Genomic DNA, 18,098 nt, shown 5'->3' with positions numbered 1-18,098 from the left:
GGTGTTTTATGACATTTAATCGCGGTAAGTTGAAGCCGTGAAAAAATGAGAGTGTTTTTTAAGCATTCGTTTAAACTTTATCAGCTGGCAGAAAGCGGAGGCAGGCTTGACCAGAAACCAAAAAAGCCACGGCATTGGCATTATCGATGTAAGGGCAAAACCTGGCCACAGGACGCGCGGCCTGCTTGTTGCAGGCAATTTGGTGCTCCAATGTGCGCTTGGCAAGGGGGGAATCAGCGCTTTTAAGCGTGAGGGCGATGGTGCCACGCCGCTTTCGTCCATGCGATTGCTCTATGGCTATCGGCGTGGAGATGCGGGTCATCTGCCTTTCTCACGTCTTCCTTTGCGACGCGTGCGTAAACTCGACGGCTGGTGTGACGCGCCAAAAGATCCGAATTACAATCGTCCGGTGAACCTGCCGTTTAAGGCAAGCCACGAGAAGATGTGGCGCAATGACGATGTTTATGATGTCTGTATTGTGATGGACTGGAACATTCGCCCGCGCAGGCGCGGCTGCGGCAGCGCGATTTTCTTTCATCTGGCGCGGACGGGATTTACGCCGACTGAAGGCTGTATAGCCCTCAAGCGCGCCGATATGGCGCGCCTCCTACCACATCTGAGCGACAGAACGGTGGTTCGCGTCTTGCGGTGATCAGTGCGCTCCGGCAGGAACGATTTTCACCTCGTTGCCTTCGGCATCGAAGAGCTTTCCGTTCTGAACATAATCGCCATCATGCAGTTCTGCGATCTGATGGTGGCGAATGATGCGTTCGGTGCCTTCGGCAAAAACGGACATCTGGTTTGAATTGCCGCCTTTGAACTCATTGAACATCAAGTTGAGCGCGATTGCCATCAGGGCCGCCGAACTGATGCCCGAATGGAAAATGGTTTCAAACCAGCCCGGGAAGTGATGGTAGAAGTCCGGCGCTGCAATGGGGATCATACCGAAACCGATGGAGGTTGCCACAATGATCAGATTGATGTTGTTGTGATAATCGACCTTTGAAAGCGTGCGGATGCCGCTTGCAGCAACGGTTCCAAAAAGCACGATTCCGGCACCGCCCAGCACGGAGGGGGGGACACAGGCAATGACACGTCCCATCACAGGCAGGAGGCCGAGCGTGATGAGAATAAGCCCGCCTGTTGCCACCACATAACGGCTTTTCACCCCGGTTACGGCTACAAGACCGACATTCTGCGCAAAGGCGCTTTGGGTGAATGAGCCGACAACTGGTGCCAGAATGCTTGATGCCATATCGGCCCGCAATCCATCGCCCAGACGGCGCGAGTTGACTTTGGTTCCCAGAATTTCGCCAACGGCCAGAATATCGGCAGAGGTTTCCACCAGTGTGACGATGATCACGATGAACATGGACAATGTGGCCGCAATGCTGAAAATCGGCCAGCCGAAATGGAAGATTTCCGGCAGCGCCATAAGAGGGCCTTCAGATATGCGGGAAAAGTCGGTCATGCCGAGTGCCCACGCAATCCCTGTTCCGATGACCATGGCAAGCAGGATGGAGAGGCGGGAAATCGTGGCATTGCCGACTTTGCTCAGCAAAAGCACGATCAGCAGTGTAAGCCCGGCGAGACCGATATTGCCCATGCTGCCGAAATCTGGCGCTTTGCTGTTGCCACCCATGGCCCAGCGGGCTGCAACAGGCATCAGCGTGAGGCCGATGGTGGTGATCACAATGCCAGTGACGAGCGGCGGAAAGAAACGTGTCACCCGCGAAAAGATCGGTGTGATGAGAAAGCCGATCACCGATGCAGCGATGACGGCTCCGAGTACGACCTGAAGCCCCACTTCTCCTGTTTGAGCTGATGTGACGATGGCCACCATGGTGGCAACACCGGCGAAGGACACGCCTTGAACCAGCGGAAGCTGGCAACCGAAAAACGGAATGCCGATGGTTTGCAGAACCGTTGCCACGCCGCCTGCAAAAAGCGAGGCGGTGATCAGCAGGCCGACTTCGCTGGCACTTAGACCTGCTGCCTGACCGATAATCAGTGGCACGGCGACAATGCCGCCATACATGGTCAGAACATGCTGGAAGCCATAGGCCAGATTGGCGGCAATGGATAGTTTTTCATCTTCGGGACGTGGATTGACCGCTATCCCGGTTGGGTGTGTATTCACGTTTATCCCTCCCGATGTCTCTCCTCAAAGACAGGGGGCGAGTATATCCCTCATCGGCCAACGTACTGCATGGGTTTTTCTTGAAGTTGTTTTCGATGCGAGCGGGTGAATGCGTTTATGCGGATGCGTCGCGCATCGCATCACCAAGAACGGTAAAGATATAAGGCTCTATTGATTGCGCAACATTGAAACGCAGATAGCGTGTTGCCTTTCGCGAGGGACTGAAAACATCGCCCGGTGCCAGCATGACGTCTTTTTGCAGGGCATAGCGCGCGATCTTGCCTGAATCCATCCCTTCGGGTAGCTGGGCCCAGAGAAAAAGACCACCCTGCGGCTCTGTCCAGAGTTCAAGCCCTGCTGCTTTGAGCCGGTTGGCGGTCATGGTCATCGCATCGGCAAGTTTTGCACGCAGGCTGTCGATATGGCGGCGATAGGTGCCATCGGTGAGCAGCGTATGGACGATTTGCGCAGACAAAACATTGCTGCTGAATGAGGTTGCAAGTTTCAGATCGGTCAGGCCGTCGATCCAGTCGTGGCGTGCGGCAATGTAACCAACGCGCGCCGCAGCCGAGAGTGTTTTTGAAAAACTGCCGATATGCAGAACGCGGTCAAAGCCGTCGAGTTCAGCAAGCAGCGGTGAGGGGGATGGATGAAAATCACCGAAGATATTGTCTTCAACCAGTTTGATATCATGCAGTTCTGCAAGTTTCAGCAAACGGTGTGCCGTTGCAGGCGTCATGATACCGCCGGTTGGATTGTGCAGCCCTGCATTGGAAATATAGAGCTTTGGTGCGTGTTCTTCAGCCACTTTGGCGAAGGCATCCAGATCGGGGCCGGAATGCGTATAGGGAATGCCGATGAGTTTGACGCGATGCGAAAGAAGTGCTGCCTGAAAATTGAAATAGCAGGGATCATCCACGAGCACGGTGTCGCCTGGTTGCAGCAGAAAGCGGCAGATAAGGTCGATGGCATGGGTGCCGGAATCGGTCAGCAATATATCGCCGCCTGACATATCGATCCCTTGTTCGGACAGCTTGCGGGCAAGATGGTTTCGCAAAGGGCGAAAGCCGAGCGGTTCACCATAGGTGACAAGATTGCTATTTTCATCGCGGGCGATGGCGCGCATGGCCCGGCGGATGCCTTCGAGTGGCAACCATTCATCGGGTAGCCAGCCGCAACCCGGCTTGTAAGTCTCGCTGTGCGCTTCAAGCGATTGCCGCATGACCCAGAAAGGATCAATCTGCCTGTCCTTGTATGGCATTGTTGCGGTTATGGTGAAGGGTTGGCGCGCGCGCTCAGAAACATAAAAACCCGCACCGCGGCGCGATTGAATAATGCCTTCCGCAACCAGACGGTCATAGGCTTCGACCACGGTTGATTTTGAGACGTTCATCGTGTCCGCCAGCCGGCGAATGGATGGCAGACGGGCACCGGGAGCAAGGCTCATCGCGGCGATGCGGTCGCGAATGATGGTCATGACCTTTTCGACGAGTGGCATTTTTTCAGATGCGGCTTTTTCATCGCTGTGTCCGCCAAGATAGGCGGCCTCAACGGCTTCAAGACTGCGCAAAAGGCCCTTTGAAATCATCTGTATCATCCTTTGTATCGGTACAGTTTAGCAGAATTGTCTGCAAATTGTCTCTGATCAATTGGCCGCATGGGATGCACATATGGAAAATCACCTAACAAGTTTGATGAAGGTCGAAAAGACGCAATGAGCAAAACAGCGGGTTGGATTAACGGTTTTCTGGGGGTTCTCATTTTCAGCGGGTCACTGCCGGCCACACGGCTGGCGGTGATCGATATCGACCCGACTTTTTTGACGATGGCGCGAGCATCGATGGCGGGCCTTATTGGCCTTGTGCTGTTGCTTGCCTTTCGTGCGCCATTTCCGCGCTCTCAAGACATTGTTTCCCTGCTTGTTGTGGCGCTCGGTGTGGTGGTGGGCTTCCCGCTTTTGACCGGTCTTGCGCTGCAACATATGACCTCAGCCCATGCGATTGTCTTTATCGGCCTGCTGCCGCTTTCGACGGCTTTGTTTGCGGTGATGCGCGGTGGTGAGAGACCGCGTCCTTTGTTCTGGCTGTTTTCAGTTGCTGGCGGTGTCATCGTCGCATCCTATGCCTACGGTCAGGGCAGTCAGTCCACATTGCTGGGCGATATGCTGATGCTCGGCGCAATCATCGTTTGCGGACTGGGATATGCCGAAGGCGCAAGCCTTTCACGCAGGCTCGGCGGCTGGCAGGTGATCTGCTGGGCGCTGGTCTTTTCGCTGCCGATCATGCTGCCGCTCAGTATTCTGATGCGTCCTCAAACATGGGGGCATATCGGCGCAATGGCATGGGGTGGACTTGCCTATGTTACGTTATTTTCAATGCTGATCGGCTTTTTCTTCTGGTATCGCGGGCTTGCGCAGGGCGGTGCTGCGGCTGTCGGACAGCTGCAATTGTTGCAGCCATTTTTCGGGCTGATGCTCGCTGCATCCATCGCGGGTGAGCCGGTGAGCATGGGAATGGTGATGACCGCTGGTGTGGTGGTGCTGTGTGTGGCTGGCGCGAAGAGGTTTGCCTAAATAAAAGCTTGTCGCCCAAAAGTGGGAACCGGTTTTGGGAACATCGACAAGCGCTATAAGAATGTCCAGACGGTTGTGCGCTTGACCTCTGCATCTTCAAGAGCGCGTGTGACAGGCACCGTATAGACGGCAAGCTGCTCAAGCCGCTGTTTGGGAAGATAGGCGCGGCCCGGATCGCCGACGATGATGCGGGCACCACGTGCAGCAAGCTTTGAAAACCACGGAATCAGACGATCTGCGAGTGGCTTTTCATAGAACACATCGCCCGCAAGTACGACCTCCCAGCCATGATCCCGATCGATCAGGTCGGTGAGTGTCGGGGTAATGGCAACGCTGTTTGCAGCCGCGTTGATTTCGATTGCCGGTAGCGCAAAGGGATCAATATCGGATGCGGTAACGCTTTTTGCGCCCGCCTTCATCGCGCTAATGGCGACGAGACCCGAGCCGGATGCGAAATCCAGCACGGTTTTGCCTGCAACTGCCTTCGGATGATCGAGAATATAGCGTGCAACACCCTGACCGCCTGCCCATGCAAAAGCCCAGAAGGGCGGCGGCAGGCCGATGGTTGCCAGTTCTTCCTCGGTTTTATGCCAGAGGTCGTGGGCTTCATCGGCCAGATAGAGGCTGATTTCCGGCACATGCGGTGGCGCTTGCAGGCCGGTATTGGCCAGTATGAAATCGCGCGTGCTTTTTTGTGCCGGATCAAGCATCAGATGTCTTTGGCATCCAGTCCACCCATACGGCAGACTTCAATCCACTCGTCTTCTGTCACTGGTTGCACCGAAAGACGCATCGAGGTGACGAGCGCCATTTTTTCGAGCTTTGGATTGGCTTTTACATCCTTGAGCGTGACAGGTTTTGGCATGTCGCGCACGGCCTTGATATCCACACAATCCCAGCGCGGATCGTCCGTGGTGCTGTCAGGATGCGAAAGGGCGCAGACTTCGACAATGCCGACCACTTCCAGACCTTCGTTGGAATGATAAAAAAAGCCTTTGTCGCCGAGCTTCATGGCGCGCATGTTGTTGCGTGCGAGATAGTTGCGCACACCGTCCCACTGCTCGCCTTGTTCACCACGGGCTTTCTGCATTTCCCATGACCATTTGAACGGTTCGGACTTGAACAGCCAGTAAGCCATTATTCTACCTTCAAGCGTTTGCAGGATTGTTGATGGCCCAGTTCCACGGGCGCACGCTCACATCAGCAAAAAGACCGGCCAGTGCGTAAGGGTCATTGGCGCCGATCTTTTCGGCTTCTGCCTTTGAGGCTGCTTCAACCACGACGAGGCTGCCATTTGGCTTGCCGTCTTCGCCGAGGAAAGGACCTGCGAACTTCAGCGTATCACCAAGGCCCTTGAGATAGTCGAGATGCGCCGGGCGCGTATCAAGGCGTACTTGCAGATGGTCAGGCTTGTCGTTGCACAGAAGAGCAAAAAGCATGTTTAATCCTCGGTCTTGAGTGGTCGGTTAAGAAGAGCCGTCACAGCTTCATCAATCGTTGTTTTTCCTGCAAGAAGGGCTGCAACCGCCGTGATGATCGGGGCTGGAACACTATATTTTCTGCAAAGTTCGGCTGCGATGGGAGCTGTTGCAACACCTTCCGCCAGGGGGCGGTTGGTGAGGTCTTCGCTACGTCCCAAAGCCAGTCCGTAAGAATAATTGCGTGACTGCGATGACGAACAGGTCAGCATCAGATCGCCAAGGCCGGAGAGGCCCATGATGGTTTCAGGCTTTGCGCCCATGGCAAGTGCTACACGGCGCAGTTCGGCAAAGCCGCGTGTGACAAGTGCTGCCTGAGCACTCGCACCATAGCCACGCCCGATGGCCGCCCCTGCTGCGAGAGCCAGCACATTTTTCAGTGCGCCACCGATTTCAACGCCCTTGAGATCGGTGGTCGAATAACAGCGGAATGCGGGGCCGGAGAGCGTTGCTGCCAATTGATCGGCAATGGCGGCATTTTCGCAGGCAATGGTTACAGCCGTTGGCAGGCCGCGCGCCACGTCGGTGGCAAAGCTTGGGCCGGAAAGGGCTGCGATTTGATGATCGGGCAGAACGTCGGCCACAACTTCTGACATCAGCCGGCCGGTGTCGCGCTCAATGCCCTTGGCGCATAAAATGACGGGCGCCGATTGCGGAATGAGACGGCTCAATTCCAGAAGACCTTTGCGCATGGACTGTGCCGGAATGACGGCGAGGATTGCATCGGCATTTTCAAGCACAGCCTGCGCATCCGTGCTGGCGCGAATACCGTGCGGCAGTTCGATCTCGCCAAGATAAGCAGGGTTGCGGCGCTGGGTGTTTATATGGTCAACCGTTTTGGCATCACGGGCATAAAGCCATGTGGCATGGTTGCCTGTGGCTGCCATGCTTGCCAATGCCGTGCCCCATGCGCCACCGCCCAGAACGGCAATTTTTGCGCGCTTACTCATGCTTTTGCTCCGCGGCGTCCGGTGCCGAACACGGGTGCTGATTTTTCATCCAGCGGCCAGCGTGAGCGCGGCGCGAGATTGAGCGAATCAGGGCCTTTGGTTGCAGCACGCTCAGCACCTGCCCAGGCGATCATCGCCGCATTGTCGGTACAGAGATTGAGTGGGGGGGCAATGAAACTGAAACCGTGCTTTGCGCACAGCTTTTCAAGCGAGGCGCGCAAGGTCTTGTTGGCCGCAACGCCGCCCGCCACGATCAGCGATGGTGTTTCGCAATCCGGGAACTCCAGCTTAAAACGCTCCAGCGACCGCTTCACCCGATCCGACAATGTATCGGCAACCGCATCCTGAAACGAGGCGCAGATGTCTGAAACATCCTGATCGGACAAGGGGCTAAGTTCTGTTGCCGTCTGGCGCACAGCGGTTTTGAGTCCGGAAAACGAGAAGTCGAGCCGGGCTTCGCCTTTGAGCGGTCTTGGCAGCGCAAAACGCTTGGGGTCGCCCTGTAACGCCATGCGTTCAACAGCCGGTCCGCCGGGATAGGGCAGGCCGAGCAGCTTGGCAGTTTTGTCGAAAGCCTCGCCCAGTGCATCGTCGATGGTCGTGCCAAGGCGTTCATAATCACCAAGGCCGCGCACCAGAACCATCTGCGTGTGACCACCGGACACCAGCAGCAGCAGATAAGGAAATGGAAGATCATCCGTCAGTCGCGCAGTCAGCGCATGGCCTTCCAGATGATTGACCGCATAAAAGGGCTTGTTTGCAGCCATGGCTATGGCCTTGGCGGTCATCAGGCCGACAATCAGCCCGCCGATCAGGCCGGGACCGGCAGTCGCAGCGATTGCGTCCACTTCATCGAGCTTGAGATTGGCGTCTTTGAGCGCGCGTTCGACCAGCCGGTCGAGCGCCTCGACATGGGCGCGCGCAGCGATTTCGGGCACCACGCCACCATAAGGTTCATGTTCGGCGATCTGGCTGAGCACGACATTGGACAAAATATGCCCTTTGCCGCTATCGTCCCGTTCAACGATGGCGGCGGCTGTTTCGTCGCAACTTGTCTCTATTCCAAGAATGCGCATTTGCGGTTAGACCCTGTCTATCTCGTAATCTTACTTAAAATATTTGAGAAACCCGGTATCATGGACGGCGCGATATGCAAACAGCATCCTTGAAGATTGGCACCAGAGGCAGCAAGCTTGCGCTTGCGCAGGCTTATGAAACGCGCTCGCGTCTGATCGCCGCGCATGGTCTTGATGAAGATGCCATCGAAATCGTGCCGATGTCTACTGCGGGGGATCGCATTCAAGATCGTCCGCTGTCGCAGGTGGGCGGCAAGGGGCTTTTTACCGAAGAGATCGAAGCCGCACTCAAAGAGGGTCGCATTGATCTGGCTGTGCATTCCACCAAGGACATGCCGACTGTTCTGCCGGAAGGTCTTCATCTTTCCACATTTCTTGAGCGCGAAGATCCGCGCGATGCTTTTGTTGGCCGCACCTCAAAACGGTTTCTCGATCTGCCGCAGGGCGCTATCGTCGGCTCGTCGTCGCTGCGCCGTCAGGCAATGATCAAACGCCTGCGTCCTGACCTTCAGGTGGTGATGTTTCGCGGCAATGTCCAGACACGTCTGCGTAAGCTTGAAGAAGGCGAAGTGGACGGCACATTCCTGGCCTGTGCCGGTTTGACGCGTCTTGATCTCGCCGACGTGATCACTGATCTGCTGGACCCTTTAATCTTCCTGCCAGCACCGGGACAGGGGGCAATTGGCATTGAAAGCCGCATTGGTGATGAGAAGATCGACGCGCTGCTAAAGCCTTTGGCGCATCACGACACACATGTGGCGCTGGCCTGTGAACGCGCGTTTCTGGCAACACTTGATGGCTCATGCCGCACGCCGATTGCCGGTCTTGCACGTGTTGAGGGGGATAAGGTCTCGTTCCGTGGCTTGATCCTGACACCGGATGGCCGTGCCGCGCATGAGGTCACGGCAGAAGGTTTGGCTTCGGACGCAGCCGAGCTTGGCTCAGATGCCGCCAAGCGTGTGCGTGCGCAAGCAGGCCCACAGTTTTTCGAGGGCTGGGAGTAACATTGGCGCAAAAGCGAAACGCAGTGACCGGCGGTCGTGTTTTGATCACACGGCCGGAACCGTCGGCGTCAGTGACGGCGGCAAAGCTTGCTGATCTTGGCTTTTCGCCGGTTTTGCTGCCTGTAAGCCGGACCATCGCGCTTGAATTTTCAATCAAGAATGAGGCTTTCGATGCGCTGGCAGTGACGAGCGCCAATGCCTTTCGGCATGTTCCCACCGAATATCTTGAATCGTTGAAGGCATTGCCCTTGTTTGCGGTGGGCGAAGGCACAGCAAGGGCAGCGCAGGACGCGGGCTTTCAGACTGTGATCGAAGGCGGTGGTGATGCGGTGCATCTGGCTGCAACGCTTGCCGGGCGCCTGCCGAAAAGTGCCAGACTTCTTTATCTTGCCGGTCGTGTGCGCCAGTCCATATTTGAGGACAGGGTTTCAGAGGCCGGGCTCAATATGGAGGTCTGTGATGTCTATGATATTGAGGCAATTGATTATTCAGCCAATGAAATCAGTGCGCTTTTCAAGGACGGTCCATTTGTCGCGGTGCTGCTCTACTCCGCAGTTGCTGCACAGCGTTTTGTGGAAATAATGCAGAAATTTCAGTTGCAATTTCATGCGCAGTTGGATGCTGAAACCCGGTTTTTCTGTATTTCTGAACGTGTTGGCCGTATGCTGCCAGAGGAATGGCAGGCGAGGCGGCTTGTTGCCGATCATCCGGATGAGCGTGGTATTTTTCGTTTGTTTTCCAAACTTTGACTCTTTTCCGGGCAACCTTCCTTCATCTGACGATTTTATCTGATAAGCTCTGAAGCACCTGATAGGCGAATACGAGAGGACCCATGGCGAAATCCGGCACTCCGCGACATTCCAAACCGGCAACCAAGCCTGTGACGATCAATCTTGATCCGTCAGATGTTAAACGCGTCGATGAAGACAAGACGGCTCAAGCGACACCCAAAGCCGAACCTGTCGGGGATTTTTCTCAGAAAGCCGATCCCAAGCTTGGGAGCGCTCCAAAACCAGAAGCCTCAAAAACAGGGCCCCAAGTGGAAAAGCCGCCCTTTACCGCAGGTGTTAAGCCGGACGTATCGAAAGATATGCCCCGTTCTGGCGCATCGGTGCCGCCTGTGAATGAAAAGAAATCCGGATCGACCGGTGCCTATCTTCTGGCGAGTGTTGCGGGTGGTGTGATTGCGCTGGCCGGATTGCTCGGATTGCAATGGGGCAATGTCGTGCCTTCGCCGGGCGCGCGTGTGACGGCAGAGCAGCTTGCGCATATTGAGCAGCAGATTGCAGATTTGCGCAGCAATCCAGTGCCTGCGCCGCTCGATGCTGCAAGCAAAACTCAGCTTGCCGATTTGCAGAAGAATGTCGAAGCGGCTGAGATCAAGGCGGAAGCCGTTGCCGGAAGCCTGACGGAGGTTCAGCAGCAGATTGCGGCCTTGCCAAAGGCAGGCGAGAGCACGGCGGTTTCCGCCGATGTTTCAGCTTTGACCGAACGGCTTGCATCGCTTGAGCAGCAGCTCAGTCACGCGAAGAATCAAGCCGATCAGGCCGCGGCGGGCGTTTCCGGCAATAGCGGCACGATTTCGAACCTTGAACAAAAGCTTGTATCGCTTCAGGACAAAGTGAGTGAAAGCGCACGCCAACCCGATGCATCGGTATTGATTGCAGCCAATGCGTTGAAGACAGCGATTGATCGCGGCGGATCGTTCAGGGCCGAGCTTGATACCTTTACATCGGTTGCTCCGCAGGGCACATCCGTTGAAGATTTGGCGGCTTTTGCCGACAAAGGCGTGCCGACGATTGCCGATCTCAATGCATGGTTTGGGCCTGTTGCCAACACGATCATCGCCACGGAAAACAAGCTGCCTGCCGATGCGGGGATCTGGGATCAGCTGGTTGCCAGCGCCAAAGGGCTTGTCAGTGTGCGCCCTGTCGCCGGTAATGTCAGCGGAACAGGTGTCGGGCCGATAACGGCGCGTATGGAAGCAGCACTACAGGCTGGTGATCTTGAGCGTGCGGTTTCGGAATGGGAGCAGTTGCCTGCCGATGCCAAGGCTGTTTCGGAAGAATTTGCAGGCCAGATGAAGGCACGGCGTGATGCCGACGCGCTCATCCAGCGTCTTGTGAGCGAAAGCCTCAAGCCAAAGACCGCAACAGACGCTCCGGCGCCAAATTAGGGAGGCGTCCATGCTGCGTGTGATTCTTTACTTCGCTATCGTTGTTGTTCTGGGATTTGGCTTTTCGTGGCTTGCGGATCGTCCCGGCGAACTTGATGTCACCTTTGCAGGCAATCATTACAATGTGCCGCTGATTACCGCTGCTGCCGGTGTTGTGGCACTTGTTGCTGCAATTTTAATCCTTTGGTGGCTGATCAAAAGCATTATCCAGTCACCCTACACACTGCGCCGGCATTTTCGTGCGCGCACCCGTGATCGGGGTTATCAGTCGCTTTCGACCGGGCTGATCGCCGCTGGCGCCGGGGATGCGGAAGCTGCGCGCCGCATGACGAAGCAAGCAGCGAAGCTGCTCAATTCCGATCAGGAACCGCTGATCAAGCTTCTTGAAGCCCAGACGGCCATGCTGGAAGGGCGCACGGATGACGCCCGCAAGGGCTTTGAAGCGATGATTGAGGACCCGGAAACCAGGCTTTTGGGCTTGAGGGGCCTTTATATCGAAGCGCAACGAGTCGGTGCGCGTGAGGCCGCTCGTCATTATGCGGCGGAAGCCGTCAAAGAAGCGCCGCAGCTTGAGTGGGCATCGTCTGCTGTCATGGGGCAGCTTTGCTCGGATGGCGATTGGGATGGTGCCTTGAAGCTCGTTGATGCGCGCAAGCAGGCATTGGCGCATGGAAAAGACGTGGTGAAAAAGGAGCGTGCAGCGCTTCTCACGGCAAAGGCCATGGCGAGTATCGATGTCGACCATGCACAAGCCAAGGCGAATGCACTTGAAGCCAACAAGCTGGCTCCTGATCTGGTGCCTGCGGCGGTTGTTGCAGCGCGTGCGCTGTTTGCCGATGGCGAAGTGCGCAAGGGCTCTAAAATTCTCGAAGCGGCATGGAAGCGTTCGCCGCATCCCGATATTGCTTCGACTTATGTTTATGGCCGGGCCGGCGACACGGTTCAGGATCGCCTGAAACGGGCAAAGCATCTGGTGGCGCTACGCTCCAACAACGCGGAGGGCAGCCTTGCGCTGGCGCGTGCCGCCTATGAGGCGGGTGAGTATCGCTTGGCGCGTGAGAATGCCGAACAGGTCTTGCGCGGCGCGCCGCGCGAAAGCGCTTATCTGTTGCTTGCAGATATTGAAGAGGCCGAAACGGGCGATCAGGGCAAGGTGCGGCAGTGGCTTGCGCAGGCGGTTAAAGCGCCGCGTGATCCGGCGTGGACGGCAGACGGCTATGTGTCTGAGCAATGGTCACCGGTGTCTCCGCTCACAGGTCGCCTGAATAGCTTTGAATGGAAAGTGCCAGTCGAGCACCTTTCGCCGGTGATTGAAGTGGAAAAGCCGGAAATCGCTGAGGCTGTTGCTGACAGCAGCCCAGAAAGCAAGGCAATCGTTCCGGTTGAGAAACATGCGCTAAAGCCGAAATTCGAAGATGTGGTTGAGGCGGAAGTTGTTGTGCCGGATGCGGAACCGGTGAAGATAAAGCCGGAGCCGGTTAAGCCTGAAATTAAGCAGGTTGAGAAGCCAGCCGTTCTGGATGTTGCTGACCCCGACATCGAAGATGACAACAAGAAACGCCCCGGTCATATTGTTGTTGACGATCCCGGTGTGGATGAAAACAAGGCCGCTCAGAAGAGCCAGAACAATGGTTTGCGCCTCTTCTGACCCCAATATTGTTGCTCAAACACCACGCTTGTACCGCCTTGCGCTGCTGAAACGCAGCCAAGGCGCTTTGCCGTCTTGTGCCTTGCAACCATCTCGCTAGTTTCAATGCTTCTAAAGAGCGTTTCACGTTTTTCGGGATGCGCTATTTTGTCGAAACTGTTCCTGTAGTGAGGGTGAATGTTCGATCGTCTGCTGGATTTTTTAAAAGAGTTGCCGGGCAATGGTTTGCGAGAGCGCGGCGAGAAATTTTCCGAGGATGATCCAAGACTGGCTGCCGCTGCACTGATGTTTCACATCATGGATGCGGATGGGGATGCGCGTGAAGTGGAGCGCGCCAAGCTTTCGACCATGCTTTCGCAGAAATATGGTTTGAAGGGCGATGCACTCAAACAGCTCATTCGTGCTGCCGAAGAAGCCGATCAGGAATCAATCAGCCTGTCGGATTTCACCTCTGTTCTCAAACGCCATCTCGACTATCAGGCGCGTCTCGATTTCATCGCGCTGATGTGGAACATCGTCTATGCGGACGGTGTTGCCAGCGAAGTTGAGGTGGATGTGATGTGGCGTGTGGCGGAGCTTATCGGCATCAAGGCCGAGGATCGCGACCAGATTGAAGCGCAGGTTCAGGCTGGAAACAAAGCTGCGCCTCAGGCCTGATACAACGTTTTCGTGCGCGGATTGCTCCGCACTTTGCGCATTTGCCGTAACTGCTCTGATATCTGTCCCGAAGAGGCTGGTTTTCGGGACAGATTTGTCAGGGGACTGATCAGTCCTTGCCGAGCAGGCCTTTCCAGATGATTGCACCGATGGCTGCGCCAATCAGCGGTGCGACCCAGAACAGCCAGAGCTGATTGATTGCGCCGGTTTCAGCAAACAGCGCTGCGGCTGATGAACGGGCTGGATTAACCGACGTATTGCTGATCGGGATCGACACAAGATGGATCAGCGTCAAAGACAGACCGATGGCAATCGGCGCAAATCCCGATGGGGCTGATGAAGACGTCGAACCCAGAATGACGATCAGGAAAAATGCCGTCAAAACGGTCTCGGCAATCAGTGCCGATGTGAGGCTGTAGCCGCCGGGTGAAAGTTCGCCATAACCATTGGATGCAAAGCCACCGACCGTGAAACCGCTTTTGCCGGTTGCGATCAGGTAGAGAATGGTTGCCGCAACCACGCCGCCCAAAATCTGTGCGATCCAGTATGGGATGAGGTCTTTGGCCGGAAAGCGCCCTGCGACCATAAGGCCGAGCGATACGGCCGGATTGAAGTGGCCGCCGGAAATGCCTCCCACAGCATAAGCCATTGTCAGCACGGTGAGACCGAATGCAAGAGCGACGCCCGCAAAGCCAATGCCGAGTTCGGGATAGGCTGCCGCGAAGATTGCGCTGCCGCAACCGCCGAAGACGAGCCAGAGCGTTCCAAAAAATTCCGCAGACAGTTTGTTCAACATGGAAGCCCCTGTGTTGTTGCAGTGATAAATGCCAATGTGATTCATATCTATAAATATATATCCAAATTTTTTGGTACATAAAATGTGTTATGTTTTTATTATAGTTTATTAGCGTCCGTTTATATTGAAGGGGCGATAGTAAGTTACGGACTGAATTTCATTTATATTAGAAATCGCTGTTAATAGCGTAAATCGTGAAAAATAGCCCTGAACAGCCCTTAAATTGGCCATTTTACGGCCTTAATTTAAATCGCTGTGATCGCGTGTGTTGCATATTGCGGGGGTGCGTGCACACACGCTATAAGTGATTTTCATGCAGCTGATTGCGATGAAAATGTATTTTGCAAAGCGGGTGTTTCGTGGGCATTAGAGGGAGTTGCCAGCCTTGAATATTCAATCTGAGGCACGAACATGCAGATTGATTCTGCAATCCGTGATGGTTATTGCCCTGGGTGCGGTTGTGTCAGGTTGTGCCGCCTCGGCATGGTCTGAAACCGTTCGGATCGACAGCAGGCCTGCCATGCCGACAGAATGTGCCGGTTGGCAGCGGATCGATCTCAAGCAGCGAACGGCCATGGTCCTTCTGCGCGAAGATGCTCGTCTTGCAACGGACATCGATGCCCATAATCTTAAAGGTCGCCATCTCGGCTGCTGGGAATAAGTCTTTTTGCAGATTTGACGCGTTGGGATGTGCTTAAAGCCGATGCAGGCTTTGGCGCATCATGTTCTGTTGCGCCTGTCCGCATATTTGCCTGAATGTTCTGCATTATAAAAACACAATGCGCGCGCAATTTTTATAGATGATTCTGCCCGAATTCACTTCAAATTAACCTCACATTAACCATGGAGGTTAAAGGTCATTCTGATATCGATTTCATCCGCAGCCTTATCAGTATGCGGACAATTTAGAGAAGCACAGCGGTGATACGTTTCGAGAATGTCGGCCTGAGATATGGCATGGGGCCAGAGATCCTCAAGGATGTCAGTTTCCATATTCCGCCGCGTTCCTTCCAGTTTCTGACCGGACCTTCGGGTGCCGGTAAGACCTCTTTGCTGCGCCTGCTGTTCATGGCGCTGAAACCAACGCGCGGGCTTATCAATATTTTTGGCAAGGATGTTGCGCGTCTTGATCACAAGCAGGTGCCTCTTCTTCGTCGACGCATCGGTATTGTATTTCAGGATTTCCGTCTTCTCGACCATATGACAACCTATGAGAATGTTGCGTTGCCGTTGCGTGTGCGTGGCAAGGAGGAAGCGACCTATCGTCATGAGGTGGAAGAACTTCTGCACTGGGTCGGGCTTGGTGACCGGATGAACGTGCTGCCGCCTGTTCTTTCGGGTGGTGAAAAACAGCGTGCAGCGATTGCACGCGCGCTGATTGATCAGCCGGAACTGCTGCTGGCGGATGAGCCGACCGGCAATGTTGATCCGCCGCTCGCCAAGCGTTTGTTGCGGCTTTTCACCGAGCTTAACCGCTCCGGAACTGCGGTCATCATCGCAACGCACGATCTTTCCCTGATGGAACAGGTCAATGCGCGGCGCATGATTCTCGAACATGGGCGGCTCGATATTTATGACTGATGCTGGCAGACACCGCCTCAATGCTTTCCGCAAAATGATGGATGATGTGCGCATACGCTTTGAGGATCTCAAGGATATGCTGCTGGTGCGCATCGGTAAACGCAGAAAGCGTCAGGGGCCAAGCCCCATTGTACCCGATGGAAGCGTAACTGGCACGGCGCTGGTTGCGGTGATTGCGATCATGACCTTCCTTGCCTGTCTCACCCTTGGCGGTGTCACGCTGGTGCGCGCGTCGGCTGCGCAATGGCAAAGCCAGATTGCGCGGGAGGCGACCATTCAGATCCGCCCAGTCGATGGTCTTGATATGGAAAAGGCGCTTCAGGATGCAAGCACCATCGCGCGCGGTTTTGCCGGGGTGAAAAGCACAGGTATCATCGACAAGGATGCGACGGCGCGTCTGCTTGAGCCCTGGCTTGGCAGCGGACTCAATATCGATGAATTGCCAGTGCCGCGTCTGGTTGTCGTGACGATTGACGAAAATTCACCACCGGATTTTGAAACCATGCGGGCGGAAATCACCCGCGCCATTCCAAGTGCGAGTTTTGACGATCATCGCACATGGGTCGACAGGCTGGTTTCGATGGCCAACACCACAGTGCTGATCGGGACCGGTGTGTTGTCGCTGGTGATTGCGGCGACAGTGCTGACGGTTATCTTTGCAACCCGCGGTGCCATGTCCGGCAATGGGCATATTATCGAAGTTCTGCATTTCATCGGTGCCGAATCGAAATTCGTTGCGCGTGAGTTTGAATGGCATTTTTTCCGCACAGCCCTGAAAGGCGCGCTGTTTGGCGGAATGGCCGCGATGCTGGTTTTCCTTGTGTTTTCATGGTGGGCATCCCGGCAGATAGCGACACCTGCCGGTGATCAGGCAGCGGCGATGTTTGGCAATTTCGCCATTGGCCGCGATGGCTATATTGGCGTGGGTGCGATCATCCTTCTGGTGAGTGTGCTGACCATGCTGACCAGTCGTTTGACGGTTGTTCGTCAGCTTGCCACGATGGACGGTCCGGGGGTGCGTGCCGAATGACTGTCTTTTTTGCCAGTAGCGGCCGGAAGATGCGAATTTCCGGTAAGTTTCCGAGTTATCGCCGCAATGATGGTTATGATAACAAGCGAAATACACGCGACTTTCAGAAGACGGCATTGGCAGGGTATCCAGAAAGTACAGATGCAGAGGCAGGCAGAGACGCAAAAAGCCATTCCGGCGCTGTTGCCCGTGATTCGGCAACGGGTGTTGTGGTGTGGCGCCGCAGCCATACAACGGATGCACCACCGGCTCTTGCGCCTGTGGTGGGTAAATTTTTGTGGTCAGTCCTGATGCGTGTATTTCGACGACTTCAGCCGGTTTCCATTGTTCTTTTTCTGGCTCTTGTTGCCTTCCTGATCGGCTTTGTTGCCTTCAGTGAGAAAGTCACCAGCATGCAATCACCGGTGATAGCAGAATCGGCTGATGCCATTGTGGTTTTGACAGGCGGTCAGTCACGCATAAAGGCAGCGCTTGACCTTCTCAAAGAAAAGCAGGGCAAGCGCTTGCTGATCAGCGGCGTGCATCCATCGACCACTGAAAAATCCTTGCAGCGTGCCACGCAATTCGACCAGAGCCTGTTTGATTGCTGTGTTGATCTCGACCGGTCCGCACTCAACACGGTGGGCAATGCAACGCAGAGCGAGCGCTGGATTCGCAACAACAATTATCATCGCGTCATCGTGGTCACCAATAATTACCATATCCCGCGCAGCATTCTTGAAATGTCCTATCGTATGCAGGATGTGGAATTTGTTCCTTATCCGGTCGTCAATACCGAAAGTCGCCCCCATAGCTGGGTTGCCGAGGGCGACACGCTGCGGGTTCTGTTCATTGAATATGTGAAATATCTCGGAGCAGCCATGCGTGTGGGTGGAGCGAAGATCTTGGATAGGCTGTTTGGCTGATACAGAATTGAACATTGTGTCGCGGGATTTCCTGATGGAAAATCCAAAACTTCCTGATATATCGGTTTCCGCAGCTTTCATGGGA

Annotated in this window: 19 protein-coding genes; 11 read left to right on the top strand and 8 right to left on the bottom strand. The window is 55.2% G+C overall.

The window, feature by feature from the left end:
• The first annotated feature begins 106 nt into the window (after positions 1-106).
• The gene (locus ABE527_RS12810) at positions 107-652 is read left to right on the top strand and encodes a L,D-transpeptidase family protein (RefSeq protein ID WP_499697145.1); all 546 of its coding nucleotides are present in this window, start codon (positions 107-109) and stop codon (positions 650-652) included.
• On the opposite strand, the gene ABE527_RS12805 is transcribed toward ABE527_RS12810, so the two are convergent.
• Together ABE527_RS12805 and ABE527_RS12800 are read right to left on the bottom strand one after the other, a co-directional pair.
• Entirely contained in the window at positions 653-2,140 is a 1,488-nt protein-coding gene (locus ABE527_RS12805) for a nucleobase:cation symporter-2 family protein (protein ID WP_499697144.1), read from the bottom strand. It lies immediately after the preceding gene.
• Between the two features lie 115 nt (positions 2,141-2,255).
• Positions 2,256-3,728: an aminotransferase-like domain-containing protein gene (locus ABE527_RS12800; RefSeq protein WP_265982346.1), complete on the bottom strand. Its 1,473-nt coding sequence runs from the start codon at positions 3,726-3,728 to the stop codon at positions 2,256-2,258.
• Positions 3,729-3,854: 126 nt separating this feature from the next.
• Between ABE527_RS12800 and ABE527_RS12795 the strand changes: the two genes are divergently transcribed.
• Positions 3,855-4,712: a DMT family transporter gene (locus ABE527_RS12795; protein ID WP_499697143.1), complete on the top strand. Its 858-nt coding sequence runs from the start codon at positions 3,855-3,857 to the stop codon at positions 4,710-4,712.
• A 53-nt stretch (positions 4,713-4,765) separates the two neighbouring features.
• Here the strand turns inward: ABE527_RS12795 and ABE527_RS12790 are convergent, their stop codons facing one another.
• The 5 genes from ABE527_RS12790 to tsaD are packed head-to-tail and all read right to left on the bottom strand — an operon-like array spanning position 4,766 to position 8,216.
• Entirely contained in the window at positions 4,766-5,422 is a 657-nt protein-coding gene (locus ABE527_RS12790) for a class I SAM-dependent methyltransferase (protein ID WP_265982344.1), read from the bottom strand.
• Positions 5,422-5,850: an EVE domain-containing protein gene (locus ABE527_RS12785; protein ID WP_265982343.1), complete on the bottom strand. Its 429-nt coding sequence runs from the start codon at positions 5,848-5,850 to the stop codon at positions 5,422-5,424. The genes ABE527_RS12790 and ABE527_RS12785 overlap by 1 nt, the downstream gene beginning before the upstream one ends.
• Before the next feature lie 10 nt (positions 5,851-5,860).
• Entirely contained in the window at positions 5,861-6,151 is a 291-nt protein-coding gene (locus ABE527_RS12780) for a YciI-like protein (protein WP_265982342.1), read from the bottom strand.
• A 2-nt stretch (positions 6,152-6,153) separates the two neighbouring features.
• Positions 6,154-7,140 (bottom strand): NAD(P)H-dependent glycerol-3-phosphate dehydrogenase, encoded by a 987-nt coding sequence (locus ABE527_RS12775; RefSeq protein WP_499697142.1) that lies wholly within the window; start codon positions 7,138-7,140, stop codon positions 6,154-6,156.
• Complete coding sequence (gene tsaD, locus ABE527_RS12770; RefSeq protein WP_499697141.1) at positions 7,137-8,216, bottom strand: tRNA (adenosine(37)-N6)-threonylcarbamoyltransferase complex transferase subunit TsaD; 1,080 nt, start codon at positions 8,214-8,216, stop codon at positions 7,137-7,139. Before tsaD ends, ABE527_RS12775 begins: the two co-directional genes overlap by 4 nt.
• Before the next feature lie 74 nt (positions 8,217-8,290).
• Here tsaD and hemC point away from each other — a divergent pair, with 74 nt between their 5' ends.
• The 5 genes from hemC (at position 8,291) to ABE527_RS12745 (ending at position 13,701) form a co-directional block, all read left to right on the top strand.
• Positions 8,291-9,220: a hydroxymethylbilane synthase gene (gene hemC / locus ABE527_RS12765; protein WP_499697140.1), complete on the top strand. Its 930-nt coding sequence runs from the start codon at positions 8,291-8,293 to the stop codon at positions 9,218-9,220.
• Between the two features lie 2 nt (positions 9,221-9,222).
• The gene (locus ABE527_RS12760) at positions 9,223-9,969 is read left to right on the top strand and encodes a uroporphyrinogen-III synthase (RefSeq protein ID WP_499697139.1); all 747 of its coding nucleotides are present in this window, start codon (positions 9,223-9,225) and stop codon (positions 9,967-9,969) included.
• A gap of 83 nt (positions 9,970-10,052) precedes the next feature.
• Positions 10,053-11,396, top strand: coding sequence for a COG4223 family protein (locus tag ABE527_RS12755; RefSeq protein ID WP_499697138.1), 1,344 nt, complete (start codon positions 10,053-10,055; stop codon positions 11,394-11,396).
• 10 nt (positions 11,397-11,406) lie between these two features.
• Complete coding sequence (locus tag ABE527_RS12750) at positions 11,407-13,044, top strand: heme biosynthesis protein HemY (protein WP_499697137.1); 1,638 nt, start codon at positions 11,407-11,409, stop codon at positions 13,042-13,044.
• 177 nt (positions 13,045-13,221) lie between these two features.
• Positions 13,222-13,701 carry a tellurite resistance TerB family protein gene (locus ABE527_RS12745; RefSeq protein WP_265982333.1) on the top strand — a complete coding sequence of 160 codons (480 nt, stop codon included), beginning with the start codon at positions 13,222-13,224 and terminating at the stop codon, positions 13,699-13,701.
• A gap of 109 nt (positions 13,702-13,810) precedes the next feature.
• On the opposite strand, the gene aqpZ is transcribed toward ABE527_RS12745, so the two are convergent.
• Positions 13,811-14,497, bottom strand: a complete 687-nt coding sequence (aqpZ, locus tag ABE527_RS12740) for an aquaporin Z (RefSeq protein ID WP_499697136.1) — start codon at positions 14,495-14,497, stop codon at positions 13,811-13,813.
• 385 nt (positions 14,498-14,882) lie between these two features.
• Here aqpZ and ABE527_RS12735 point away from each other — a divergent pair, with 385 nt between their 5' ends.
• The 4 genes from ABE527_RS12735 (at position 14,883) to ABE527_RS12720 (ending at position 18,013) form a co-directional block, all read left to right on the top strand.
• Positions 14,883-15,158 (top strand): hypothetical protein, encoded by a 276-nt coding sequence (locus tag ABE527_RS12735; RefSeq protein WP_499694742.1) that lies wholly within the window; start codon positions 14,883-14,885, stop codon positions 15,156-15,158.
• A 296-nt stretch (positions 15,159-15,454) separates the two neighbouring features.
• The gene (gene ftsE, locus ABE527_RS12730) at positions 15,455-16,078 is read left to right on the top strand and encodes a cell division ATP-binding protein FtsE (RefSeq protein ID WP_265983798.1); all 624 of its coding nucleotides are present in this window, start codon (positions 15,455-15,457) and stop codon (positions 16,076-16,078) included.
• 34 nt (positions 16,079-16,112) lie between these two features.
• On the top strand, positions 16,113-17,108 hold the full coding sequence (locus ABE527_RS12725; RefSeq protein ID WP_265983797.1) for a cell division protein FtsX: 996 nt from the start codon (positions 16,113-16,115) through the stop codon (positions 17,106-17,108).
• Positions 17,105-18,013 carry a YdcF family protein gene (locus tag ABE527_RS12720; protein WP_499697135.1) on the top strand — a complete coding sequence of 303 codons (909 nt, stop codon included), beginning with the start codon at positions 17,105-17,107 and terminating at the stop codon, positions 18,011-18,013. Before ABE527_RS12725 ends, ABE527_RS12720 begins: the two co-directional genes overlap by 4 nt.
• Positions 18,014-18,098: the final 85 nt, after the last annotated feature.

The organism is Brucella sp. TWI432 (assembly GCF_039674445.1).
Classification (GTDB): Bacteria; Pseudomonadota; Alphaproteobacteria; order Rhizobiales; family Rhizobiaceae; genus Brucella; species Brucella chromiisoli.
This window is presented reverse-complemented; position numbering and strand designations above follow the sequence as displayed.